The following is a 22,438-nucleotide window of genomic DNA, read 5'->3' on the forward strand; positions in this document are numbered from 1 at the left end:
CAATCTAACGTGACGGACGACAGGTCCCGCGCAGGGCATGGCTCGCCCCCGGAGCCCGGTCCGCAGTCCCGGCCCGGTCCAGGGGCCAGGCCCCGGTCCCGCGCACGGGCCCGGGACCGTCCGGTGGCTCAGTGCAGGGCGTCGGCGACCTCGCGGGCCGCGTCCACGACGCGCTCGCCCACCCGTTCGGGGACCGAGTCGGGCAGCATGACGACGCCGACGCTGCCCTCCAGGCCCGGGACACCGAGCAGCGGGGCGGCGGCTCCGCACGCGCCCGCGTCGAGTTCGTCCCTGGTGAGGGTGCAGGTCGTGATCGCGCGCCCGGAGGGGGTGCGGGCGGCGAGGATCGCCCGGCCGGCCGCGCCCTGGTCGAGGGCGTGCCGGAAACCGGTGCGGTAGGCGACGTGGAAGTCGGTCCAGGTCGGTTCGACCACGGCGACGGCGAGCGCGTCGCTGCCGTCGACGAGGGTGAGGTGGGCGGTGGCCCCGATGTCCTCCGCGAGGGAGCGCAGCGCGGGCAGCGCGGCCTCCCGCACCAGGGGGTGGACCTGCCGGCCGAGGCCGAGGACGCCGAGCCCGACTCTGGCCCGGCCGCCGAGGTCACGGCGTATCAGCATGTGCTGCTCAAGGGTGGCGAGCAGTCGGTAGACGACCGTACGGTTGACGCCGAGCCGGGCGGACAGCTCGGTCACGGTGAGGCCGTGGTCGGTTTCTGCGAGCAGTTTGAGGACCCTGAGTCCTCGGTCGAGCGTCTGAGAGGTCTCCGCGGTCACGACGCCCACTCCTTCGGATGAGGTGCGGCGGCCTCCCGGTGCGGCGGACGTGCCGCCGGTCCCGTCCGGCGACGCCCGTCAGCGGCCGCCGGTCTGTCGCACCGGCTGCGCTCCGGGGCCACGCTGCCACGGGGCGTGTGCGTTGCCCGGACACTAGCGAGCGAGTCCGCTCAGCGGAAGTCGGCGTCCAGTATCCGGGCAGTAACGGAGGCGAACCGTCCGTATTGCCCGGAGAAACGGTCCGGAACGCGTCCGGAACGCGTCCGGAACGCGAGTGGGGGGAGATCCCGGAGAGGGTTTCCCGCCGGGCGCCGCGGGGCCCCTCAGGGACGGGCGGGCGCCCGGCGGTGCGGCCGGGCGCCCGCCGTTTCTACTTCATCCGCGTGGCCCACTCGCGGACCTTGTCGATGCGCTGGCGGATCTGTCCCGCCGTGGCCTCGGCGCTCGGCGGGCCCCCGCACACGCGGCGCAGTTCGGTGTGGATCACACCGTGCGGCTTCCCGCTCTGGTGCACGTAGGCGCCGACCAGGGTGTTGAGCTGCTTGCGCAGTTCGAGCATCTCCTTGTGGGAGACGACGGGACGGCGCTCGGCGGGCAGTTCGAGGAGGTCGGCCTCCTCCGCGGGCTTCTTGCGGCTGCCCGCGATCTGCTTGGCCTGCCGCTTCTGGAGGAGTATCTGCACCTGGTCGGGTTCCAGCAGGCCCGGGATGCCGAGGTACTCCTGCTCCTCCTCGCTGCCCGCGTGGGCCTGCATCCCGAACTCGGCGCCGTCGAAGAGGACCCGGTCGAAGACCGCCTCGGACTCCAGGGCCTCGAAGGCGAACTCCTCCTGCTCCCCGGTGTCCTCGTCCTCCTGCTTGTTCGCCTCGTCCATCTCCTTCTCGGACTCGGCGTACGGGTCCTCCTCGCCGTCCTTCTTCGGCTTGTCGAGGACGTGGTCGCGCTCGATCTCCAGCTCGTTGGCGTGGGTGAGCAGGTCGGGGACGGTGGGCAGGAAGACGGAGGCCGTCTCGCCGCGCTTGCGGGAGCGCACGAAACGGCCGACGGCCTGCGCGAAGAACAGCGGGGTGGAGATCGTCGTGGCGTACACGCCGACGGCCAGGCGCGGTACGTCGACGCCTTCGGACACCATGCGCACGGCGACCATCCAGCGGTCCTCGCTCGCGCTGAAGTCGTCGATGCGCTTCGAGGCGCCGGTGTCGTCGGACAGGACGACGGTCGCCTTGGTGCCGGTGATCTCGCGGATCAGCTTGGCGTAGGCGCGGGCCTGGTCCTGGTCGGTGGCGATGACGAGGCCGCCCGCGTCCGGGATGCCCTTGCGGACCTCGCTCAGCCGCTGGTCGGCGGCGCGCAGCACGTTCGGCATCCACTCGCCGCGCGGGTCGAGCGCGGTGCGCCAGGCCTGCGAGATCGCGTCCTTGGTCATGGGTTCGCCGAGCCGCGCGGCGATCTCGTCGCCCGCCTTCGTACGCCAGCGCATGTTGCCGCTGTACGAGAGGAAGATGACCGGCCGCACGACGCCGTCGCCCAGCGCGCTCCCGTATCCGTACGTGTAGTCGGCGGCTGAGCGGCGGATGCCGTCGTTCCCCTCCTCGTACGCCACGAAGGGGATCGGGTTGGTGTCGGAGCGGAAGGGCGTGCCGGTGAGCGCGAGGCGGCGGGTGGCCGGCTCGAAGGCCTCCAGGCAGGCCTCGCCCCAGGACTTGGAGTCCCCGGCGTGGTGGATCTCGTCGAGGATGACGAGGGTCTTGCGCTGCTCGACGCGGTTGCGGTGCAGCATCGGGCGTACGCCGACCCCCGCGTACGTGATGGCGATGCCCTGGTACTCCTTGCTGAGCGGGCCCGCGCTGTAGTCCGGGTCGAGCTTGATCCCTATGCGCGCGGCGGCCTCGGCCCACTGCTTCTTCAGGTGCTCGGTGGGCGCGACGACGGTGACCTGCTGCACGACGTGGTGGTGCAGCAGCCACGAGGCGAGGGTCAGCGCGAAGGTGGTCTTTCCGGCCCCCGGGGTCGCGACGGCGAGGAAGTCGCGCGGCTGCTCCTGGAGGTACCGGTCCATCGCGCCCTGCTGCCAGGCGCGCAGCTTCCCGGCGGTGCCCCAGGGGGCGCGCCCGGGGAAGGCGGGGGAGAGGCTGTGGGAGGAGGTGGGGGTGGTAGTCACGTTCTCCGCGTATCAGGCTCGGCTTCTGGGGACGACGAGCCACCCTACCTGTGTCCGGCGGTGCGGCCGGGGGGACTTGGCGGGGGCGGGGGCGGGTGGGAGATGGGTCACACGGCGTCCCGAAGGGACCGCAGACGGGCTGAGATCAGCTGGACGTCGTCCAGATCTCCCGTGGCCACTTCGATGACGAGTTTGTAGGCGTCGTCCTGGTCGACCTCCAGCATCTCCGTGCCGTTGAAGTCCAGAAACACCACCGTGCACATCCATGCCAGACGCTTGTTGCCGTCGATCAGCGGATGATTCACCGCCAGCGACTGGAGGAGCCCAGCGGCCTTCTCGAAGAGATCGGTGTACGCCTCCACCCCGAACATCTGGGACTGCGGCCGGTGGAGGGCGGAACTCAGGAGCCCGAGATCGCGCACGGCGATCTGCATTCCAGGACAGGCGAGCTCCGCCAGCTCCAATGCTTCCGGGACTGTCAAGTACTTCACTACTCGCCCAGCCTTCGCAGCAGATCCGCGTGTCCAGCGGCGTACTTCGCGCCGAGACGCCGAACGGTGGACCTGTCCGCCTCCTGTTCCAGGTAGCGGTCGATCGCCTGAAGCACTATGGCGTGCATACTGCGGCCCTCCTCATCTGCACGCGCCTTCAGCTTTTCCTGCTGGTCGTCACGGAGACGCAGATTCATAGCCATACCAGAACGGTACCACTTATGGGGTCACCGTGGTACTTCCCGCGTCACGCCGAAGGCCCCCGTACCCGCGCGGCCACCCACACCCCCGCCGCCGCGACCGCCGCCATCGGCAGGAACACGGCGGCGAAGGCGGCCGGGTGGGAGCCGGTGGCGGCCCCGGTCACCGTGTGCGCCCCGCCCACCGCTCCCCCGCCCAGCGCCGCGAAGGCCGCTCCCCCGGCGGCGAGCAGCAGGACGTTGGAGAGGCCGTCCGCGATCTGGAGGCCGGCGGAGTTGGCGCCGGCCTCCTCGGGGGCGGAGAGCTGGAGCAGCAGGACGCTCGTGGAGGAGGTCACCACGCCCATGCCGAGGCAGCCGAAGGCCCAGGCCACGGCCACCGTCCACACCGGGACGGAGGGGATCAGGACGCTCGGGGCCGCCGCTATGGCCGCGGCCACGAGCACCATGCCCAGGATCATCAGGCGCGGACGGTGGGCCTCCATGCGCGGACGGGACTGGAGGAAGCTGCCGAGGGCCCACGTGCTGCCGCCGACCGCGAGGGACAGCCCGGCGAGGGTCGGGGACAGCCCGCGCTGGGTCACGAGCATGAGCGGTACGAAGGACTCGGCGGCGATGAAGGACCCGGCCGCGACACCGCGCAGCAGGACGACGGAGGGCAGTCCGCGCGCCGCGCGCCAGGTCCCCGCGGGCAGCAGCACGCGTACGGCGGGCACGAGCAGCGCGGCCCCGGCGAGGGCGGGCGGCAGGGACAGCCACCGCAGGTCCTGGGCCGCGTACTGGAGCAGTCCGGCGCCCAGCGAGATGGCGAACGCGAAGCGGATGCGGCGCCGGTCGGGCACGGACCGCTCCCCCTGGGCGGGCGGTCCGGCGGCGCGGCGGCGAATCTGCGGCAGGGCGAGGGCGAGCGGCAGCACGACGAGTACCGGGATGCCGACGAACACCCAGCGCCAGCCGAGGTGTTCGGTGACGGTGCCGGAGACGAGCGGACCGACGACCGAGGGCACGACCCAGCAGGCCGCGAAGGCCGCGAGGATCGACGGCTGGAGGCGGCGCGGGTAGGCGCGGCTCACCACGACGTACAGCGCGACGATGACGAGCCCGCCGCCCAGACCCTGCACCGCCCGCCCCAGCACGAAGATCCACATGGTGGCGGCGGTGCCGGACAGCAGGAGCCCGGCCGCGAAGGCGCCGATGCCGAGGGTGATGGGCGCGAGCGGTCCGGCGCGGTCGGCCCACTGGCCGGCCAGCACCATGCCGAACAGGCTGGTGGTGAAGTACGCGGAGAACGCGAAGGCGTAGAGCGGCACCCCGTCGAGTTCGCGCGCGGCCACCGGCATGGCGGTGCCGACGGCGGTGGCCTCGAAGGCGATGAGCAGCACCACGGAGACGATGCCGATGCTGAGCGCGAGGAAGCCGGGGCCGAGGACGCCGGCGGGGCGGCCGGAGGGGGCGGGGTCGCCGTGCCCGGTGACGGCGGTTTCGGCGGCCTCTTCGCCGCGCGGCTCGATCACACTCATACGGTCAGCGTAAGTGGCACAACCGGGTATGACCCCTGTCGCGCGGAGGGTGGGAACTCGTCCCTTGGTCGTAGGACGCCGGCGGTACGGGAGCTTCCGGGGGCGTGCGTGGCGCCTCCCGTTACTTCGTCGACGGCCGAAGTGTCCGCCGCATACCTTCTGCTCATGCGAACGTCTTCCCGCGCCGCCCTGCTCGCGGCCACCGTCACCGTCGTGCTATGGGCCTCGGCCTTCGTCTCGATCCGCAGCGCGGGGGCCGCGTACTCCCCCGGGGCGCTCGCGCTCGGCCGGCTGCTGACCGGGGCGGTGGTCCTCGGCGGCTTCGCGCTCGTCCGCCGCACCGGGTGGCCGCCGCGCGCCGCCTGGCCCGGCATAGCCGTCTCGGGCGTGCTGTGGTTCGGCGCGTACATGGTGCTGCTCAACTGGGGCGAGCGGGAGGTCGACGCGGGGACGGCGGCGATGCTCGTCAACGTCGGGCCGCTGCTGATCGCGCTGCTCAGCGGACGGCTGCTGGGCGAGGGGCTGTCACCGAGGCTGCTCGCCGGGCTCGCGGTGTCGTTCTCGGGCGCCGTCGTGGTGGGGCTGTCCACGTCCGGCGGCGGGCACGCCTCGCTGCTCGGCGTCGTGCTGTGCCTGTGCTCGGCGGTCGCGTACGCGGGCGGGGTGGTCGCGCAGAAGCCGGCGCTCGCGCACGGCGGCGCGCTCCAGGTGACGACCTTCGGGTGTCTGGTGGGCGCCGTGGTGTGCCTGCCCTTCGCGGGCAGCCTCGTGGCGCAGGTGGCGGACGCCCCGCTGCCGGCCACGCTCAACATGGTCTACCTCGGCGTCTTCCCGACCGCGGTCGCCTTCACGACCTGGGCCTTCGCGCTGGCCAGGACGACGGCGGGGCGGATGGGCGCGACGACGTACGCGGTGCCCGCGCTGGTCGTCCTCATGGCGTGGGCGCTGCTCGGCGAGGTCCCGGGACCGCTGACGCTGGCCGGGGGCGTGCTGTGCCTGGCGGGCGTCGCGGTGTCGCGGCGCCGCGCGGTGCGGCCCGTGGTGCGGGGCGCCGTATGACGGGGTGGGAGATGCTCGCGGTGTTCGCGGCCGGGACCGGGGCGGGCGCGATCAACACGGTGGTCGGCTCGGGCACGCTGCTGACCTTCCCGGTCCTGGTCGCGACCGGCCTGCCGCCGGTGACGGCCACGGTGTCCAACGCGCTGGGCCTGGTCCCGGGCTCGGTGAGCGGGGCGATCGGCTACCGCTCCGAACTGGCCGGGCAGCGGCACCGGGTGCTGCGGCTGGCCGCGGGCGCGGCGGCGGGTTCCCTCGTGGGGGCCGCGCTGCTGCTGGTGCTGCCCGCCGCCGCCTTCGAGCTGATCGTGCCGGTGCTCGTCGGGCTCGCGCTGGTCCTCGTCGTGCTCCAGCCGCGGATCAGCGCGCGGGTGCGGCGGCGCGCCGCCGGGCAGGGGGAGAAGAAGGACGGTCCGCTGCTGTCGGCGGGCATCACGCTGGCCAGCGTGTACGGCGGCTACTTCGCGGCCGCTCAGGGCATCATCTACCTCTCCCTGATGGGCTCCCTGCTGGACGAGCCGCTACAACGCCTCAACGCGGTGAAGAACGTGCTGGCGGCCGTCGTCAACGGGGTGGCCGCCGTCTTCTTCCTGTTCGCCGCCGCCTTCGACTGGACGGCGGTCGCGCTCGTCGCGGCCGGTTCCGCGCTCGGCGGGCAGCTCGGGGCGCGCTACGGGCGCAGGCTGAGCCCGCGGGCGTTGCGCGTCTTCGTCGTGACGGTGGGCCTCGTGGCGATCGCCCAGCTCGTCCTGCGCTGAACCGGGGCCGGGGACCTGGGCGGCCGGGCGTGAACGGCGTATGTCAGTCGCGTGGCGGCGCCCGCCGGGCCCTTGTCCGCCACCACGGCCCGGCTCTACGGTCGGGGAGTCGGGAGGTTCCGGGGCGCGCGAGCGGTCCACCGGACTTCTTCTCGGCCGTGTGCCCGAGTGGTTCAGGGGCCGGCCTGCAAAGCCGGTTACATCGGTTCGAATCCGATCACGGCCTCCGCCGCGAGGGCGGGACGCACCGAGGGGTGCGTCCCGCCCTTTCGCGTACGGACCGGTGGGGCGGGGTGCTCAGTTCGGCCTCCCCTGCTTCGCCCGCCGCAGTCGCGCTCGATCGCCGGCCTGAACGCGTACGTCCCCGCTCCGTGGAGCGCGGACCCGGGCAGACGCCTCACCCACGTGTTCATGTCCGCCGGGTACCCGCGAAACCACCGACAGACGACGGCACTTGACGGCGCCGGAGGCTACGGGTTCGCCACCGCCTGCTGGGGACGGATCGGGAGGCGGTTGACCAGGCGGCCGGTCGCGGCGCGGACCGCCGAGGCGATCGCGGCCGGGGAGGTCACCACGGGGACCGCGCTGACCGCCTTCGCGCCGAACGGGGCCACGACGTCGCGTTCCTCGATCAGCTCGACGATGCGGATGTCCGGGGTGTCCAGCGCCGTCGGCAGCGGGTAGCCCGTGAGGTCGGGGTGGCGCACCAGCCCGCGCGGGGTGCGCAGGTTCTCGGTGAGCGCCGTGCCCACGCCGAGCGTGACCCCCGCCTCGATACGGGACCTGAGCTGCGCGGGGTTGAGGACCCGGCCGACGTCCTGTGCGACGGCGAGTTCCACGACCCGGATCGCGCCCAGCTCGATGTCGACGTCGACGACCGCGCGGATCGCGCAGAACGCGAGGCCCACGAAGGCGTCGCCCTGCCCGTCCGCGTCGAGCGGTTCGGTGGGGTGCGGACGGCACTGCGCGGTCGCCCACAGCTCCTTGCCGTCCAGGGCCTCCGCGACCGTCGTGGACAGCACCCCGTCATAGCTGGTGATCTTGCCGTCGGCGATCTGGAGCAGCTCCACCGACATCCCGAAGGTGGCCGCGAGCGGCTGGAGGAGCTGGGTGCGCACCATCTTCGCCGCGCGCTCCACCGCCCCGCCCGAGACCCACGTGTGCCGCCCGTGACAGGCCGGTCCGGCCGGGGGCTGGTCGGTGTCGACGGGGGCGACCCGCACGTCCTGGATGCCGAGGGTCTCCTGCACGATCTGCCGGGCCAGCGTCGAGAAGCCCTGGCCGGTCTCGACGGCGGCGCAGATGACCGTGGCCATGCCGTCGTGGACCTTGACCGTCGCGGTCGCGACCTCGTCGGCGCCCTCCGCGCCCAGCATGTGCACCATGCCCAGTCCGTAGCCGACGCCGCGCCGCACGGCCGCCGGATCGCCCGCGCCCTCGGGGCCGCCGGGCAGCAGCCACTCGTCCGCCGGGGTGTCCTTCGGCAGTGGCGGCAGCTCCGCGTCGCGCACCGCCCGCAGGAGTTCGGCGACGGGGGCCGGGCAGGTCACCGACTGGCCGGTGGGCAGGACGTCGCCGGTCGACAGGGCGTTGCGCAGCCGCAGTTCGGCCGGGTCCACGCCGGTCTTCTTCGCGAGCTTGTCCATCTGCGCCTCGTACGCCGCGCACACCTGCATCGCGCCCTCGCCCCGGACATGGCCGGAGGGCGGGTTGTTGGTGCGCACCGCCCAGCCCTCGATGAAGGCGTTCGGCACGACGTAGGGGCCGCAGGCGAAGGACACGGCGGCGGCCAGGGCGTCCGCCGAACTGTCCGCGTAGGCACCGGCGTCCAGCAGGATCTGCGCCTCGACCTTGACGAGCCGGCCCTCGGCGTCGGCGTGGTGGCGGTAGCGCAGCAGGGTGGGGTGGCGGTGCGCGTGGCCGAGGAAGGACTCCTCGCGGTTCGCGGTGAGCTTGACGGGGTGGCCGGTGCGCATCGCGAGCAGGCCGAGCGGCAGTGTGAAGCTCGGGTCCTCGCGGTCGGCGCTCGCCCCGGGCACCCCGGTCACCACGACCTTGACCTGGTCGGGGCTGAGCCCGTAGCAGGCGGCGGCCAGTTCGCGGTCGCCGTGCGGATCGGTGGAGGCCGTGTACAGCTCGACGCCGCCGTCGGGTCTGGGCACCGCGAGACCCGCCTCGGCGCCGATCGGCGCGGGGTCCTGGCGGCCGATGCGGTACAGCCCGTCCACGACGACCTCGCCGACCGCCTCCGGGTCGCCGGAGCGCAGCGGGATGTGCCGGATCAGGTTGCCGTCCGGGTGCAACGGCGGTGCCTCGAAGGACTGTTCGGGGTCGGTGACCGGTTCGAGCACCTCGTACTCGACCATGATCGCGGCGACCGCCATCCGGGCCGTGTCGGGGTGGTCGGCGGCGACGGCCGCGATGGCCTCGCCGTGGTGGCGCACGAGCGCGGAGGCGAACACCGGCCGGTCGGCGACCCCGCGCCCGTAGGGCACCCCGGCGGCGGGCAGGTCCTCGTGGGTGAGGACGGCGCGCACCCCCGGCATCCGGCGGGCCTGCGAGGCGTCGACCGACACGATGCGCGCGTGCGCGTGCGGGGAGCGCAGGACGGCCGCCCACAGCAGGCCCTCGGCCCACAGGTCGGAGGCGTACGGGAAGGTGCCCTCGGTCTTGGCGCGCGCCTCGGTCGACCTCAGCGAGGTGCCGAGCCCGAAGGGTTCCGGTTCGGGGACCGCCACCGGCTCGGGGGCGCCCTCCTCGGCGGTGGCCACGCCGCTGTCCTCGCTCATGCCTGCCCTCCGTCCCGGGAGGCGCCGTCCTGCCCGTAGGGGCCCTGCGGGTACGCCTCGCCCTGCTGGTAGTCGTGGACCGCGTGGCCGGCGCCGTGCGACTCGCTCGGGTAGTCGGTGCCGTGCGGCGGGGTCGCCCCGGGGGGCGGCGCGTACGGTGCGGCACCGGGGTCGTCGGGAGCGGGTGCCGCGTGCTCCTGCCCGTCCTGCTGTTCTAGCTGTTCCTGCTGTTCCTGGTACGCGTGGTGCCCCAACTGGTGCGGGATGCGGGCGTGTTCCTCGGCCGGTTCGGCGGACTGCGCGGCCGCGGCCGCCTCCTCCTTCGCGGCGGCGTGCGCGTCGGCGCTCTCCTTGCGCCGCTCGGCGACCTCGTCCACCGCGTCGAGCACGCCCCGGTAGCCGGAGCAGCGGCACAGGTTGCCGCACAGCGCCTGCCGGGCCTCCAGCGTCGTGGGCGCGGGGTTGCCCTCCAGCAGGTCGTGAATGGTCATCGCCATGCCGGGCACGCAGAACCCGCACTGCACGGCGCCGGACGCGGCGAGCGCCCGCTGCACGTCGGAGGGTTCGCCGTCCCGCGCGAGCCCCTCGACGGTACGGACCTCGCTGCCGGCCGTCGTCGCGGCGGGCACCAGGCAGGAGGCGACGAGCCGCCCGTCCACCTGCACCGCGCAGGCCCCGCACTCCCCCTGCGAACAGCCGTCCTTGGCCCCGGCGAGCCCGAGCCGCTCGCGCAGCACGTACAGCAGGGACTCGCCGATCCACGCCCCGCTCACCGGCCGGTCGATGCCGTTGACGGTGAGGGTGTAGGAGGACAGCGGGTGTTCGTCGGCGAGCGGGAGCGCGTCGGCGTCGACATCGGCGTCCGGGGCGGCTACGGGTTCGGACGCCGGGTCCGCTGCGGCCTCGGGTGCGGGGTCCCCGGGTGTCGCGTCGTGGACGGAGTCGTCGGGTGCGGCGGTGTCCGGCTCCGGCGCGGGTTCGGGGCCCTGGTCCGGTACGGACTCGGGGCCCTGCTCCGGCGCGGACGCCTGGGCCGTCTCTCGCGCCGGGTCCGGGTCCGGTCCGTCGGCGGTGTCCGTCGCGGTGGCCCCGGCGGCCTCCGGCCCGTCGGCCGGCGCCTCCTCCTCGGGGGTACCGGCCCCGGGTGCCTCCGGCTCCGGCCCGGTCGCCCACGGGGCGAGCGCTCCGCCCGGCAGGGTCGCGGGGGCCGTGCCCGTGCCCCACTGGGAGCTGAGCTGTGCGGGCAGTGAGGAGCCCTGGAACTCCCCGGAGTCCTCGGGCAGTCGGCCGCCCGCGACGGGGATCGTCCACTCCCCGGTGACGTCGGAGGCGGCGGGGGCCTGCGGCTGCGTGTCGTACGCGGCCTCGACGGCGGGTTCCGGGGTGAAGGTCCACTGCGCGGGGGGCTGTGCCGCGGTGCCGTAGGCGGGCTCCCCGGGTGCCTCGGTCTCGGGCGGCGCCGGGTGCTGCCCGTCGGCGTGCTGCGGGACCGGCCAGCTCCCGGTCGCCGCCGGGTCGGTCCCGGCCGCCGGGATGCGCGGCGGTACGTACCCGTGGCCGGGCGCGGCGAGCGGCGCCGCGTCCATCAGCTCCTCGGGCAGCCGGACGAAGGCCGTCGCGTCCACGTCGTACTCGGTGCGCGGCATCGGTTCCCAGCCGCCGTGCGCGGCGGGCCCGGCGCCCTCGCCGTAGGCCGCGGGGCCGGCCTCGCCGTACCCGGCGGACGGGTCCTCGCCGTAGGGCGGGCGTTCGTCCTCGCCGTAGGGCCGGGGGCCGTCCTCGCCCCGCCGCTGCTCTTCGCTCATGTCAGCGCCCTCCCCAGTGCTCGACGGGCCAGTGCGGCGACGGTGCGCCGCAGGTGCTGTACGGCGGGCGAGAGCGGCGGGCTGACGCCGTCCTCGCCCGGTGGGAGATCGGGGACGCAGGCGGCGCCGACGTACTCGCCGAACGCGGCCAGCGCCTCGGGCGCGAGGCTGCGGTCCCCGTCCCAGTCGATGAGGGAGCCGACCCAGGCCTCGGCCTCCAGGGGGCGCAGCGGCATCGGCGCGATCGCGCCGACCGCGCAACGCACCCCGCGCCGGGCCGGGTCGAGGACGAGGGCGACGGAGGCGACGGCCCGTCCGGGGCCGGTGCGCCCGGTGGCCTTGAGGAAGACCTGCGGGGCGTGCAGCAGCGGAACCCTTACGTAGCCGATGAGTTCACCGGACCGCAGCAGTTCCATGCCGGTCAGCAGATGCGAGACGGGCACCTCGCGGCGCGCGCCGCCGGGGCCCGCGAGGACGACGGTGGCCTCCAGCGCGGCGAGCACGGGCAGCGCGTCGCCGGAGGGCGCGGCGGTCGCGATGTTGCCGCCCAGCGTCCCCGCGTTGCGGATCTGCGGGGGCCCGGCGGCGCGCGCGGCGGCGGCGAGCGCGGGGATGAGCGCGGCGAAGTCGGGGCGGCCCATGCGGGCGTGGGTGAGTCCGGCGCCGAGCAGCGCGTGCCCGTCGAGGTACTGCCAGCCGCGGATCTCGCTGATCCGGCCGAGGCCCACGAGGGCGGCGGGGCGCAGGAGTCCGGCGTTGACGGCGGCCATGAGGTCGGTGCCGCCCGCGACGGGGACGGCCGCGGGGGTCGCGGCGAGCGCCGCGACGGCCTCGTCGAGCGTGCTGGGCAGGGTGACGGTCTCCGCCTGCGATGCCTGCGTGGTCAAAGCGGCTGCCCCTTCCCGATGCCCCCGACATGTCCCGCCCGTGGCCTGTGCTGCCGTACGGTACGTCGTCACGGGCCGGACGTGGCAACTCTGGCACATTCTCGTGGCCCCCCGGCGCCGGGGTCCGCCGGGGCGGGCCGGTTCGGCGGCCGGGTGCGGGGGCACTCCGCGCCCGAAGTGCCCCTTTCCGTACCGCGTCCGGGTACTCACACGTTCGGGGGTGCTCCCTCGATCGGGCGGCCGAGGATTCCGGGGCGACGCTGCCAGGGGTGGGGTCCCGAGGCGGGCCGGTAGGCGACGCCGAGGGCGTCCAGACGCGCGTAGTGCGCGGCGTCCATGCGGTGTGCGAAGTCCGGCCAGTCGCGTTCGGCGGGTGCGGGCAGCGTGCTCCAGGCGACCTCGGCGAGGGCGGCGAGCCGCGGGAAGGTCTGGTAGTCGCGCCGTTCGCGACTGTCCATCACCTCGCTCCACGAGTTGCCCTGGGTGCCGATGACGTGCCGGGCCTCCTCGGCGGTGAGCTGCGGCGGGACGGGTTCGAAGCGGTAGACGTCCTCCAGGGTGCGCACGAAGCCGATCGGCACGGGCTCGTCCTCGCCGGGGGCCTGCCGGTGGTCGAGATAGACCTGCTGTTCAGGGCACATGACGACGTCGTGGCCCGCGCGGGCGGCGGCGATCCCGCCGGAGTAGCCGCGCCAGGAGGAGACGGTGGCGCCCGGTGCGAGCCCGCCCTCCAGGATCTCGTCCCAGCCGACGAGGCGGCGCCCGCGCGCGCTGAGCCACTGGTCGAAGTGGCCGATGAACCAGCTCTGGAGGCCGTCCTCGTCGCCGACGCCGAGTTCGGCGATCCGGGCCTGGGCGAGGGCGGAGGCCTTCCACTGGTCCTTGGGGCACTCGTCGCCGCCGACGTGCACGAAGGGCGAGGGGAACAGGTCGAGCAGTTCCTCGAACACGCCCTCGTAGAACCGCAGGACGGTGTCGGTGGGGGCGAGCACGTTGGGGTTGACGCCCCAGGTGTCCCACACGTCGAGCGCCGCGGTGTCGACGACGTCCTGGTTGCCGAGTTCGGGGTAGGCGCTGATCGCGGCCTGGGAGTGGCCGGGGATGTCGATCTCGGGGACGACGGTGACGTGCCGCTCGGCGGCGTAGGCGACGATCTCGCGGATGTCGTCCTGCGTGTAGAAGCCGCCGTACGGGGTCTCGTCCCACAGCGGGGAGGCGCGGTGCCCGCGCTTGGTGCGCCGGCGCCAGGACGCGACCTCGGTGAGCCTCGGGTACCGCTTGATCTCGACGCGCCAGCCCTGGTCGTCGCTGAGGTGGAAGTGCAGGACGTTGAGCTTGTGCGCGGCGAGCAGGTCGATCGTGCGCAGGACGTCGTCCTTGGGCAGGAAGTGCCGTGCCACGTCCAGCAGATGGCCGCGCCAGCCGAAGCGGGGCGCGTCCTCGACGGTTCCGTACGGGAGCCGCCAGGTGTGTCCGGCGTCCAGCGGGGCGCGGCGGAAGGCTCCGGGGCCCAGGAGCTGGCGCAGGGTCTGGGCGCCCCAGAAGACCCCGGCCGGTCCGCCCCCGTCGATACGTACGCCCCCGGGCCCGGCTGTCAGGACGTACCCCTCCTCGCCGAGCCGGGCGCCCATCCCCTCGGCGTCCACGCGCAGGCGTACGACGGTGCCGTGCGCGCCGTCGGGCAGGCCGAGGCCGGTCGCGGCGCCCACGGTGGAGCGCAGCCAGCGGGCGGTGGCGGCGGTACCGGGCCCGGCGTCGAGCACGGTACCGCCGTCGAGCACGAGCTCTCCGGGGATGTCGGGCGGCAGGAGGCGGAGGGGGGCGGGCAGCAGGGGTGCCGTGGCCAGGGAGGACGTCATGTGGTCTAGTCCACCAGACGCCACCGGCCGGCACCAGGGGCCATCGGTGACGGACGGCCGCACCGGCCGCCCGGCGCCGGGCCGCGGCTACTTCTTGTCGCCGCCGCCCTTTCCGTCCTTGCCGCCCTTGCCGTTGTCGCCGCCGGGGCCCATGGAGTCGTAGATCTCCTTGCACATGGGACACACGGGGTACTTCTTCGGGTCGCGCCCGGGGACCCACACCTTGCCGCACAGGGCGACGACGGGGGTGCCGTCGAGGGCGCTCGCCATGATCTTGTCCTTCTGGACATAGTGGGCGTAGCGCTCGTGGTCGCCGTCCCCGTGCGAGGTCTGTGGAATCGGCTCGACGAGGGTTCCGGTACTGCCACCGCGCTCGGGCTCAAGAGTGCTCATAAATTCCAAGGGTACCCACGCCCGCCGGGCCCGCGAAGCGCCTTGGCGCGGGCGGGCGGACGGGGCGCGAGGGCTGGAGTGCTCCCCCTCCCTCAGTTGAGGGAGGGGTCGTCCGGATAGGTGGCGATCATGGCGAGTTCGCTGCGCTGGCGGCGCAGGACGGAGCGCCACAGGCGTCCGGGGTCGGGGGCGGAGACGTCGCCCGGTTCGGAGTCGACGACGTACCACGCGCCGTTGCCGAGTTCGTTCTCCAGCTGGCCGGGGCCCCAGCCCGCGTACCCGGCGAAGATGCGCAGCGAGCCGAGGGCGGCGGCGAGCAGTTCCGGCGGGGTCTCCAGGTCGACGAGGCCGATCGCGCCGTGCACCCGGCGCCAGCCGAGCGGCAGCGAGCGGCCGGTGCCCTCGCCGGGGACGACGGCGACGCCGAGTGCGGAGTCGAGGGAGACCGGCCCGCCCTGGAACACGACGCCGGGGGCGCCCGCCAGTTCGCCCCAGCCCTCCAGGATGTCGCCCACGCCCACCGGGGTGGGCCGGTTCAGGACGACGCCGAGGGAGCCCTCGGCGTCGTGGTCGAGCAGCAGGACGACCGCGCGGTCGAAGTTCGGGTCCGCGAGGGCCGGTGTGGCGACGAGCAGTCGCCCTGTGAGCGAGGACACCTCGGTCATGGGCCCCATGATCCCGCATCCCGGCCCCGCGCGGGGAGAGGGCCCACGGGGCCCGTCTGCCGCAGCTCAGGGCGCACGGAGGCGTCCCCCGCGCACGCCACGCCGTCGGTGACGTACGGCGTTCGGCCCCGCACCGTTCGTGTTGTGGCCGACTCCTGACGGTTTGCGGCCCAGTTGAGCAGGTAACCGACCGCCGAGGGACCATTACGCTTTCTCTCGGCCCCCTGCCCACCTCTTCGGAACGCGAGATCGATGACCGTCACCGACGATGTACTCCTTGTCCACGGCGGAACCCCGCTGGAGGGCGAGATCCGGGTCCGAGGCGCGAAGAACCTCGTGCCCAAGGCCATGGTCGCCGCGCTGCTCGGCAGCGGCCCGAGCCGGCTGGGCAACGTGCCCGACATCCGCGACGTGCGCGTGGTGCGCGGACTGCTCCAGCTGCACGGCGTGACCGTGCGCCCCGGTGACGAGCCCGGGGAACTCGTGCTCGACCCGACGCACGTGGAGAGCGCGAACGTCGCCGACATCGACGCGCACGCCGGCTCCTCGCGCATCCCGATCCTGTTCTGCGGCCCGCTGCTGCACCGGCTGGGCCACGCCTTCATCCCGGGCCTGGGCGGCTGCGACATCGGCGGGCGTCCCATCGACTTCCACTTCGACGTGCTGCGCCAGTTCGGCGCGCGCATCGAGAAGCGGGCGGACGGCCAGTACCTGGAGGCCCCGCAGCGGTTGCGCGGCACGAAGATCCGGCTGCCCTACCCCTCGGTCGGCGCGACCGAGCAGGTGCTGCTGACGGCGGTGCTCGCCGAGGGCGTCACGGTCCTGCAGAACGCGGCCGTGGAGCCGGAGATCGAGGACCTGATCTGCGTGCTGCAGAAAATGGGCGCGATCATCGCGATGGACATCGACCGGACCATCCGGATCACCGGTGTGGACAGCCTGACGGGCTACCGCCACCGGGCCGTCCCGGACCGTCTGGAGGCCGCGTCCTGGGCCTCGGCCGCGCTGGCCACCGAGGGCAACATCTACGTCCACGGGGCGCAGCAGCGCACCATGATGACCTTCCTCAACACGTACCGGAAGGTCGGCGGCGCCTTCGAGATCGACGACGAGGGCATCCGCTTCTGGCACCCGGGCGGCCAGCTGAAGTCGATCGCGCTGGAGACCGACGTGCACCCCGGTTTCCAGACCGACTGGCAGCAGCCGCTGGTCGTGGCGCTGACGCAGGCGACGGGCCTGTCGATCGTGCACGAGACGGTGTACGAGTCGCGGCTCGGCTTCACCTCGGCGCTCAACCAGATGGGCGCGCACATCCAGCTGTACCGCGAGTGCCTGGGCGGTTCCGACTGCCGCTTCGGCCAGCGCAACTTCCTGCACTCGGCCGTGGTCTCGGGCCCGACCCGCCTCCAGGGCGCCGACCTCGTGATCCCCGACCTGCGCGGCGGCTTCTCCTACCTGATCGCCGCCCTCGCGGCCCAGGGCACGTCCCGCGTCCACGGCATCGAACTGATCAACCGCGGCTACGAGAACTTCATGGACAAACTCGTGGAACTGGGCGCGAAGGTCGAACTCCCGGGCACCTGACCGGGCCGACTCCTCCCGGGCGTCCGACCGGGGCCGACTCCTCCCGGAGCGGGGCCCCGGTCCGCCGGCCACTCCGGAGCCCCGGCTCTCCAAGCCCTCCGACCCCGCTCCTCAGCCCCCGTCCTCCAGGCCCCTCCGGCCCCGCTCCTCAAGCTCCCCGGCGCCGGTTCTTCTCCAAGCCCCTCCGGCGTTTGAGGAGCGGGGGCCAGGGGCGGAGCCCCAAACGCCGGACGAGACCCGCACCGAGCCCCCCACCGGCACCCCGACCAAGCCCCTCCGGCGCTTGAGGAGCGGGGGCGCGGGGGCGGAGCCCCCGAAACCCCGCACGGCCCGCACCCACCCCCCAGAGCCCGCGGCACGCGCAAGGCACGCGAAAGGGCGGTCACCCACCAACAGATGGATGACCGCCCCGGAACGCCGGCCTTACTTGCCCTTGGCCGCTTCCTTCAGCTTGGAACCCGCCGACACCTTGACGCTGTATCCGGCGGCGATCTGGATCGGCTCGCCCGTCTGCGGGTTGCGGGCCGTGCGAGCGGCACGGTGCGTGCGCTCGAAGGTCAGGAAGCCGGGGATGGTGACCTTCTCGTCGCCCTTGGCGACGATGTCACCGACCACCTCGGCGAAGGCGGCCAGCACCGCGTCGGCGTCCTTGCGGGTCACCTCGGCGCGGTCGGCCAGGGCGGCCACCAGCTCACTGCGGTTCATGTTGTGTACTCCCGTGTTCTTCTTGCCGTTGAGGCGTGAGATCGAAGCCGATGCTGCCAGGGTCCACGACGGTCCCCCGGACCCGGGTCTCCGTAAGACCCTCGCGCCCAGAGAGGCATCCTGCCCCCACCTGCGGCGGGAAAGCCAATCCGGGTCCGCCCGAGTCACACGAAAAGCGCCACTGCCTCGCTGTGGTGACGCTCTGTCCGCTCCCGGCAGCGGACCGCAGGGCTCCGGGCTTACTGCCCGCCACCCTAGGGCGCGGTCCGGGGACCCGCGATCCACGACGCGCCGGGGTGCGGGCCCCGGCCCGGGCTGCTCGTCTCGAACGTACCGCCCGGACCTGCGGCTCTTGTGCCCGGGATGCCCGGGCACACGCAGGGCGTGGCACGCGTCACCCCCCGCTGCCCCGGGGGACCGGACGGGTGGCCGAGGGGTGACCGGAGAGTGACGACGTACGGTTTACCGCTGTGCGGTGACGGGCTCGGCGGAGACCCCGGCGGCCTTCGCGGCGTCCCGGACGGCCCCGGCGACGGCCCCCGCGACCTTGTCGTTGAACACGCTCGGAATGATGTAGTTCCGGTTCAGCTCGTCGCTCGTGACGACGTCCGCGAGCGCCTCGGCGGCGGCGAGCATCATCTCGGTGTTGACGGTCCGCGACTGGGCGTCCAGAAGCCCGCGGAAGACACCCGGGAAGACCAGGACGTTGTTGATCTGGTTCGGGAAGTCCGAGCGGCCGGTCGCGACGACGGCGGCGGTCTGGCGGGCCACCGCCGGCTCCACCTCCGGGTCGGGGTTGGCGAGCGCGAAGACGATCGCGTCGTCCGCCATGGCGGCCACGTCGTCGCCGTCCAGCACGTTCGGGGCGGAGACGCCCACGAAGACGTCGGCGCCGCGCACCGCCTCGCGGAGCGTGCCGGTGAGGTTCTCCGGGTTGGTGTTGTCGGCGATCCAGCGCAGCGGGGAGTCGGGGGCGGCGTCCACGAGGTCCGCGCGGCCCGCGTGCACGACACCGTGGATGTCGGCGACCACGGCCCGCTTGACGCCCGCGGCCAGCAGCAGCTTCAGGATGGCCGTACCGGCCGCCCCGGCGCCCGACATGACCACGCGGACGTCCCCGACGTCCTTGCCGACGACGCGCAGCGCGTTGGTGAGCGCGGCGAGCACGACGATCGCGGTGCCGTGCTGGTCGTCGTGGAAGACCGGGATGTCCAGGGCCTCGCGCAGCCGGGCCTCGATCTCGAAGCAGCGGGGCGCGGAGATGTCCTCCAGGTTGATCCCGGCGAAGCCCGGGGCGATGGCCTTGACGATCTCCACGATCGCGTCGGTGTCCTGGGTGTCCAGGCACAGCGGCCACGCGTCGATGCCCGCGAAGCGCTTGAAGAGGGCCGCCTTGCCCTCCATGACGGGCAGCGCGGCCTTCGGGCCGATGTTGCCGAGCCCGAGGACGGCCGAACCGTCGGTGACGACGGCGACGGAGTTGCGCTTGATGGTCAGCCGGCGCGCGTCCTCGGGGTTCTCGGCGATCGCCATGCAGACCCGCGCGACGCCCGGCGTGTAGACCATGGAGAGGTCGTCACGGTTGCGGATGGGGTGCTTGGACTGCATCTCGATCTTGCCGCCGAGGTGCATCAGGAACGTACGGTCGGAGACCTTGCCGAGGGTGACGCCCTCGATCGTGCGCAGCTTGCTGACGATCTCGTCCGCGTGCGCCGTGGAGGACGCGGCGATGGTGACGTCGATCCGGAGCAGTTCGTGGCCCGAGGCGGTGACGTCGAGGCCGGTCACCGAGCCCCCCGAGGACTCCACGGCCGTGGTGAGCTGGGAGACCGCGGTTCCGCTCGCGGGCACCTCCAGCCGGACCGTCATCGAGTAGGAGACGCTGGGCGCCGTTGCCATGCCGACTTCCTCTGCTTTCACCTGGTGTTTCAGCGCGCTCCACACCCCCTGTCCGGGGGAGGGGACGCGCCGGACGTGCCTGTCGATGGTCCCACCTACCGACGAGTACGTGGTAGTGCCCTCCGCACAGTCCGGCGGCCGGTCTTCACCATGGTTGCGACAGTTCTCCCGTTTTCGCGCACCGCATCGCGGAAAAACGATTCCACTCTACGGTACGAGTGACCGGGGTCACCCGGCCCGGGGGCGTCGTGCGGCGGACCGGCGGAGGCCGGGGATAGCCTGCGCGCATGATCACGCGCTCCCCCGACGGCGACGTCCCCGGTCCGGTCCCCGAGGCGGGCGCCGTCCGTGAGGTCCGGCTGGACCGCTACCCGGGCGCCGAGGGGATCGCCGAACGGGATTTCGCCGTCTTCCCGGTGGCCGCGCCCGCCGGGCCCGGTCCGGGCGAGGCTCTCGTGGCGCTGCGCCGGCTGGGCCTGAACGCGGGCCTCGCGAGCCGTGTCGGCGGCCCGGACACGGCGTACGGGCCGGGGGTGCGCCTCGGCGACGTCCCGTGGAGCGACGCGGTCGTGGAGGTCCTGGCCTCGCGGGACCCGGCGCTGCGCCCCGGCGACCTGGCCCTCGGCAAGGTGCCGTGGCGCACCCGCTCCGTCCTGCCCGCGAGCGCCCTGCGCAAGCTGCCTCCGGACGCGGCGGGCCTGGGCCTGGAGTCCTTCCTGACCGTGCTCGGCCACGTCGGGTTCACGGCCTGGACGGGGCTCACGCACATCGGGCGGGTACGGGAGGGGGAGACCGTGTTCGTGTCGGGCGCGGCCGGCGGGGTCGGGAGCTGCGCGGTGCAGTTCGCGCGGGCGCGCGGGGCGCGGGTGATCGGCTCGGCCGGTTCGGCGCGCAAGCTCGCCCTGCTGACCGGGGAGCTGGGCGCCGAGGCGGCGTTCGACCACCACGAGGGCCCGGCCGCCGAAGCGCTGCGCGCGGCCGCCCCGCAGGGTATCGACCTGTTCTTCGACAACGTCGGCGGCGAGCAGCTGGAGGCGGCGCTTGAGGTACTGCGCTTCCGGGGGCGCGCGGTGCTGTGCGGGGCGGCCTCGCAGTACGCGCGGGGCGAGGTGCGCGGGCCCGCCAACTACGTGCGGATGATCTACCAGGAGCTGACGATGCGCGGTTTCACGGTCACCGCGCACGAGGAGCTGCGGCCGGTCTTCGAGGAGGAGGTGGGGGCTCTCGTGCGGGACGGGGCGGTGCGCGGCGTGCACACGACGGCCGAGGGCTTCGACGCGGTCCCGGCGGCCTTCGCGGGGATGCTCGCGGGGCACGGTCTGGGGCGCACGATCGTCTCCGTGGACTGAGCGGCGACGCGGACCCGCCGGGCAGGCGTCAACACGGGCCCGTCAACGCACTGTCCCCGGCCGGGTGAACCGGCCGGGGACAAGTGGGACGATGACGACACCGGCCCGCCATGCTCGCCTCGCGGCAAGTGGGCGCTCGAAGCGCCTATGGTTGGGCCCGGGGGCTTGGATCGAGCCGGTGCCACCTCCAGGCTAACAAAGGATCCGGGCGAGGCAATTCCCGCGCGCGAGTTCGACCACGACGGTCACCTTTCCTCCCCCGGATTCCCCCGCACGAGGGGTTTGCGCACCGGGTCGTCCTTGACGGGAAGGTGAGTCGTCCCTGGCGCGAGGACGGGAGCCGCTTCTCACTCCCCGGCCGCCTCGACCGCCGCGCGCCACTGAGGGGCGAGGGCGAGGCGCCTGAGCCGTCCGGCGTCCAGGGCGGGAGCCTTCCGGGTTCCGGGCAGTCCGTAGGCGGCGGCGTTCAGTTCCGACACGGCGACGCGGAGGCCGTCCGGGCGCAGGGTGTCGGCGGTCCACTCGGTCGGCTTCCCGCCTTCGGGGCGGGCCCGGTGGCCGAGGGCGACGCGGGTACCGTCCGCCTGCCGGTCAGCCTTCGCGAAGACCTCCTCCATCGCGGCGTCCCCCGGTTTCCACTGCTGCACGGTGACGGCCACCAGGCTCTTTCCGTGGCCGTCGTCCACCGTGACGTGGCCGAAGCCCGTGGTCCCGCCCGCGTCCGCGACGCGCAGGCCGCCCGGCACGCCGTCGCCGATGACGCGTGCGATGCGGGCGCCGGACAGCCGGCCCGGCGTGTCCGGCCCGGGGGAGGGCGCCTTCGCCAGGCGCTCCAGCAGGGGCCGCCAACTGGCCGAGGCGACGAGGTGTTCGAGCTGACGGCGGGTGAGCGGCGGGTTCTTCCGGGTCGGGGGCGTGGTCTCCCCGGTGGAGTTGATCTCCGTCACGCCGATCCGGGTGCCGTCCCGTCCGGTCCGGAACACCGTCCACCGCTGGACGCCCGCCGGTTTCGACTCGTCCGCCGGGGAGCGGTCGAAGTCGAGGCGCGCCCCGTCGCCCGTACGCGCGCCCTCGCACCGGCTGTGCGGGTGGTAGGCGGTGTCGGGGCACGCGGAGTAGTCCTCGGGCAGGGGCAGCGGGAGGCGGTCGAGCACGACCGCGATGTGCGCGCGCCCCTTCCCGTCGTCGTAGAGCACGGCGGCGCCGGGCGCCCGGCCCCCGGACGGCCCGGACGGCCGGGAGGTGCGGCCCCCGGGCAGGAGCCCGGTCAGGTTGGCCACCGCCTCCTGCGGCGTCGGGGCCGCCCTGCCCTGCTGCGGGGGCCGGGCGTCCGCTCCCCCGGAGCCGGAGCCGCAGCCGGACAGGAGCGCCGCCACGCACAGGCACAGCGCGCCGAACGCGGTGGTCCCCGCCGTGCGGCGCGGCGGCGACGCGACGGGTGCTTGCTGGTGCATGGCGGTCCCCTTCTTGCTCTCCGGGGGCTCCCGGCCGGGGAGCCCCTTCCCCACCTGTCAGGACCTCGGCGAGGTCCCTCGTGCGAGCGC

At 73.9% G+C, this 22,438-nt stretch carries 18 protein-coding genes and 1 tRNA gene; 5 read left to right on the forward strand and 14 right to left on the reverse strand.

Annotated elements, in window-relative coordinates; translation table 11 throughout:
• Positions 1-128: 128 nt before the first annotated feature.
• From AB0J21_RS27320 to AB0J21_RS27340, 5 genes are all read right to left on the reverse strand, one after another.
• Positions 129-773 (reverse strand): helix-turn-helix domain-containing protein, encoded by a 645-nt coding sequence (locus tag AB0J21_RS27320; protein WP_363148772.1) that lies wholly within the window; start codon positions 771-773, stop codon positions 129-131.
• Between the two features lie 370 nt (positions 774-1,143).
• Positions 1,144-2,934, reverse strand: coding sequence for a DEAD/DEAH box helicase (locus AB0J21_RS27325; RefSeq protein WP_363148773.1), 1,791 nt, complete (start codon positions 2,932-2,934; stop codon positions 1,144-1,146).
• Between the two features lie 107 nt (positions 2,935-3,041).
• Positions 3,042-3,425: a type II toxin-antitoxin system death-on-curing family toxin gene (locus tag AB0J21_RS27330; protein ID WP_363148774.1), complete on the reverse strand. Its 384-nt coding sequence runs from the start codon at positions 3,423-3,425 to the stop codon at positions 3,042-3,044.
• The gene (locus AB0J21_RS27335) at positions 3,425-3,622 is read right to left on the reverse strand and encodes an Arc family DNA-binding protein (RefSeq protein WP_363148859.1); all 198 of its coding nucleotides are present in this window, start codon (positions 3,620-3,622) and stop codon (positions 3,425-3,427) included. Before AB0J21_RS27335 ends, AB0J21_RS27330 begins: the two co-directional genes overlap by 1 nt.
• Positions 3,623-3,672: 50 nt before the next feature.
• On the reverse strand, positions 3,673-5,145 hold the full coding sequence (locus AB0J21_RS27340; protein WP_363148775.1) for an MFS transporter: 1,473 nt from the start codon (positions 5,143-5,145) through the stop codon (positions 3,673-3,675).
• A 165-nt stretch (positions 5,146-5,310) separates the two neighbouring features.
• Between AB0J21_RS27340 and AB0J21_RS27345 the strand changes: the two genes are divergently transcribed.
• The 3 genes from AB0J21_RS27345 (at position 5,311) to AB0J21_RS27355 (ending at position 7,185) form a co-directional block, all read left to right on the forward strand.
• Complete coding sequence (locus AB0J21_RS27345; protein WP_363148776.1) at positions 5,311-6,204, forward strand: DMT family transporter; 894 nt, start codon at positions 5,311-5,313, stop codon at positions 6,202-6,204.
• Positions 6,201-6,959 (forward strand): sulfite exporter TauE/SafE family protein, encoded by a 759-nt coding sequence (locus AB0J21_RS27350; RefSeq protein ID WP_363148777.1) that lies wholly within the window; start codon positions 6,201-6,203, stop codon positions 6,957-6,959. Before AB0J21_RS27345 ends, AB0J21_RS27350 begins: the two co-directional genes overlap by 4 nt.
• Positions 6,960-7,113: 154 nt before the next feature.
• Positions 7,114-7,185 (forward strand) — tRNA-Cys (locus AB0J21_RS27355).
• A gap of 244 nt (positions 7,186-7,429) precedes the next feature.
• On the opposite strand, the gene AB0J21_RS27360 is transcribed toward AB0J21_RS27355, so the two are convergent.
• The 6 genes from AB0J21_RS27360 to AB0J21_RS27385 all read right to left on the reverse strand — a co-directional run bounded on the left by AB0J21_RS27360 (position 7,430) and on the right by AB0J21_RS27385 (position 15,357).
• Positions 7,430-9,748 (reverse strand): xanthine dehydrogenase family protein molybdopterin-binding subunit, encoded by a 2,319-nt coding sequence (locus AB0J21_RS27360; protein WP_363148778.1) that lies wholly within the window; start codon positions 9,746-9,748, stop codon positions 7,430-7,432.
• Positions 9,745-11,394 (reverse strand): 2Fe-2S iron-sulfur cluster-binding protein, encoded by a 1,650-nt coding sequence (locus AB0J21_RS27365; RefSeq protein WP_363148860.1) that lies wholly within the window; start codon positions 11,392-11,394, stop codon positions 9,745-9,747. The genes AB0J21_RS27360 and AB0J21_RS27365 overlap by 4 nt, the downstream gene beginning before the upstream one ends.
• Positions 11,395-11,549: 155 nt before the next feature.
• Positions 11,550-12,440: an FAD binding domain-containing protein gene (locus tag AB0J21_RS27370; RefSeq protein WP_363148779.1), complete on the reverse strand. Its 891-nt coding sequence runs from the start codon at positions 12,438-12,440 to the stop codon at positions 11,550-11,552.
• Between the two features lie 206 nt (positions 12,441-12,646).
• Positions 12,647-14,299, reverse strand: coding sequence for a beta-N-acetylhexosaminidase (locus AB0J21_RS27375; RefSeq protein WP_363148780.1), 1,653 nt, complete (start codon positions 14,297-14,299; stop codon positions 12,647-12,649).
• Positions 14,300-14,386: 87 nt separating this feature from the next.
• Positions 14,387-14,692 carry a DUF3039 domain-containing protein gene (locus tag AB0J21_RS27380; protein ID WP_363148781.1) on the reverse strand — a complete coding sequence of 102 codons (306 nt, stop codon included), beginning with the start codon at positions 14,690-14,692 and terminating at the stop codon, positions 14,387-14,389.
• Between the two features lie 92 nt (positions 14,693-14,784).
• Positions 14,785-15,357 (reverse strand): YqgE/AlgH family protein, encoded by a 573-nt coding sequence (locus tag AB0J21_RS27385; RefSeq protein WP_363148782.1) that lies wholly within the window; start codon positions 15,355-15,357, stop codon positions 14,785-14,787.
• 252 nt (positions 15,358-15,609) lie between these two features.
• Between AB0J21_RS27385 and murA the strand changes: the two genes are divergently transcribed.
• A complete protein-coding gene (murA, locus tag AB0J21_RS27390) occupies positions 15,610-16,941 on the forward strand; it encodes a UDP-N-acetylglucosamine 1-carboxyvinyltransferase (protein ID WP_363148783.1) in 1,332 nt (443 codons plus the stop codon).
• A gap of 423 nt (positions 16,942-17,364) precedes the next feature.
• Here the strand turns inward: murA and AB0J21_RS27395 are convergent, their stop codons facing one another.
• Both AB0J21_RS27395 and AB0J21_RS27400 read right to left on the reverse strand, forming a co-directional pair.
• Positions 17,365-17,646 (reverse strand): HU family DNA-binding protein, encoded by a 282-nt coding sequence (locus AB0J21_RS27395; protein ID WP_363148784.1) that lies wholly within the window; start codon positions 17,644-17,646, stop codon positions 17,365-17,367.
• Positions 17,647-18,108: 462 nt separating this feature from the next.
• Positions 18,109-19,545: an NAD-dependent malic enzyme gene (locus AB0J21_RS27400; RefSeq protein WP_363148785.1), complete on the reverse strand. Its 1,437-nt coding sequence runs from the start codon at positions 19,543-19,545 to the stop codon at positions 18,109-18,111.
• A 287-nt stretch (positions 19,546-19,832) separates the two neighbouring features.
• Here AB0J21_RS27400 and AB0J21_RS27405 point away from each other — a divergent pair, with 287 nt between their 5' ends.
• Positions 19,833-20,894: an NADP-dependent oxidoreductase gene (locus AB0J21_RS27405; RefSeq protein WP_363148786.1), complete on the forward strand. Its 1,062-nt coding sequence runs from the start codon at positions 19,833-19,835 to the stop codon at positions 20,892-20,894.
• A gap of 347 nt (positions 20,895-21,241) precedes the next feature.
• Here the strand turns inward: AB0J21_RS27405 and AB0J21_RS27410 are convergent, their stop codons facing one another.
• Positions 21,242-22,348, reverse strand: a complete 1,107-nt coding sequence (locus AB0J21_RS27410; RefSeq protein WP_363148787.1) for a hypothetical protein — start codon at positions 22,346-22,348, stop codon at positions 21,242-21,244.
• Positions 22,349-22,438: the final 90 nt, after the last annotated feature.

Origin of the sequence: Streptomyces sp. NPDC049954 (assembly GCF_040656295.1) — a bacterium.
Taxonomy (GTDB): domain Bacteria; phylum Actinomycetota; class Actinomycetes; order Streptomycetales; family Streptomycetaceae; genus Streptomyces.

What these genes read in the sequence shown, in the direction of transcription:
- AB0J21_RS27335 (WP_363148859.1), bottom strand. Translation starts at nt 3,622, where the DNA reads ATGAATCTGCGTCTCCGTGACGACCAGCAGGAAAAGCTGAAGGCGCGT.
- AB0J21_RS27340 (WP_363148775.1), bottom strand. Translation starts at nt 5,145, where the DNA reads ATGAGTGTGATCGAGCCGCGCGGCGAAGAGGCCGCCGAAACCGCCGTC.
- AB0J21_RS27345 (WP_363148776.1), top strand. Translation starts at nt 5,311, where the DNA reads ATGCGAACGTCTTCCCGCGCCGCCCTGCTCGCGGCCACCGTCACCGTC.
- AB0J21_RS27350 (WP_363148777.1), top strand. Translation starts at nt 6,201, where the DNA reads ATGACGGGGTGGGAGATGCTCGCGGTGTTCGCGGCCGGGACCGGGGCG.
- AB0J21_RS27360 (WP_363148778.1), bottom strand. Translation starts at nt 9,748, where the DNA reads ATGAGCGAGGACAGCGGCGTGGCCACCGCCGAGGAGGGCGCCCCCGAG.
- AB0J21_RS27365 (WP_363148860.1), bottom strand. Translation starts at nt 11,394, where the DNA reads ATGCCGCGCACCGAGTACGACGTGGACGCGACGGCCTTCGTCCGGCTG.
- AB0J21_RS27375 (WP_363148780.1), bottom strand. Translation starts at nt 14,299, where the DNA reads ATGACGTCCTCCCTGGCCACGGCACCCCTGCTGCCCGCCCCCCTCCGC.
- AB0J21_RS27380 (WP_363148781.1), bottom strand. Translation starts at nt 14,692, where the DNA reads ATGAGCACTCTTGAGCCCGAGCGCGGTGGCAGTACCGGAACCCTCGTC.
- AB0J21_RS27385 (WP_363148782.1), bottom strand. Translation starts at nt 15,357, where the DNA reads ATGACCGAGGTGTCCTCGCTCACAGGGCGACTGCTCGTCGCCACACCG.
- murA (WP_363148783.1), top strand. Translation starts at nt 15,610, where the DNA reads ATGACCGTCACCGACGATGTACTCCTTGTCCACGGCGGAACCCCGCTG.
- AB0J21_RS27395 (WP_363148784.1), bottom strand. Translation starts at nt 17,646, where the DNA reads ATGAACCGCAGTGAGCTGGTGGCCGCCCTGGCCGACCGCGCCGAGGTG.
- AB0J21_RS27400 (WP_363148785.1), bottom strand. Translation starts at nt 19,545, where the DNA reads ATGGCAACGGCGCCCAGCGTCTCCTACTCGATGACGGTCCGGCTGGAG.
- AB0J21_RS27405 (WP_363148786.1), top strand. Translation starts at nt 19,833, where the DNA reads ATGATCACGCGCTCCCCCGACGGCGACGTCCCCGGTCCGGTCCCCGAG.
- AB0J21_RS27410 (WP_363148787.1), bottom strand. Translation starts at nt 22,348, where the DNA reads ATGCACCAGCAAGCACCCGTCGCGTCGCCGCCGCGCCGCACGGCGGGG.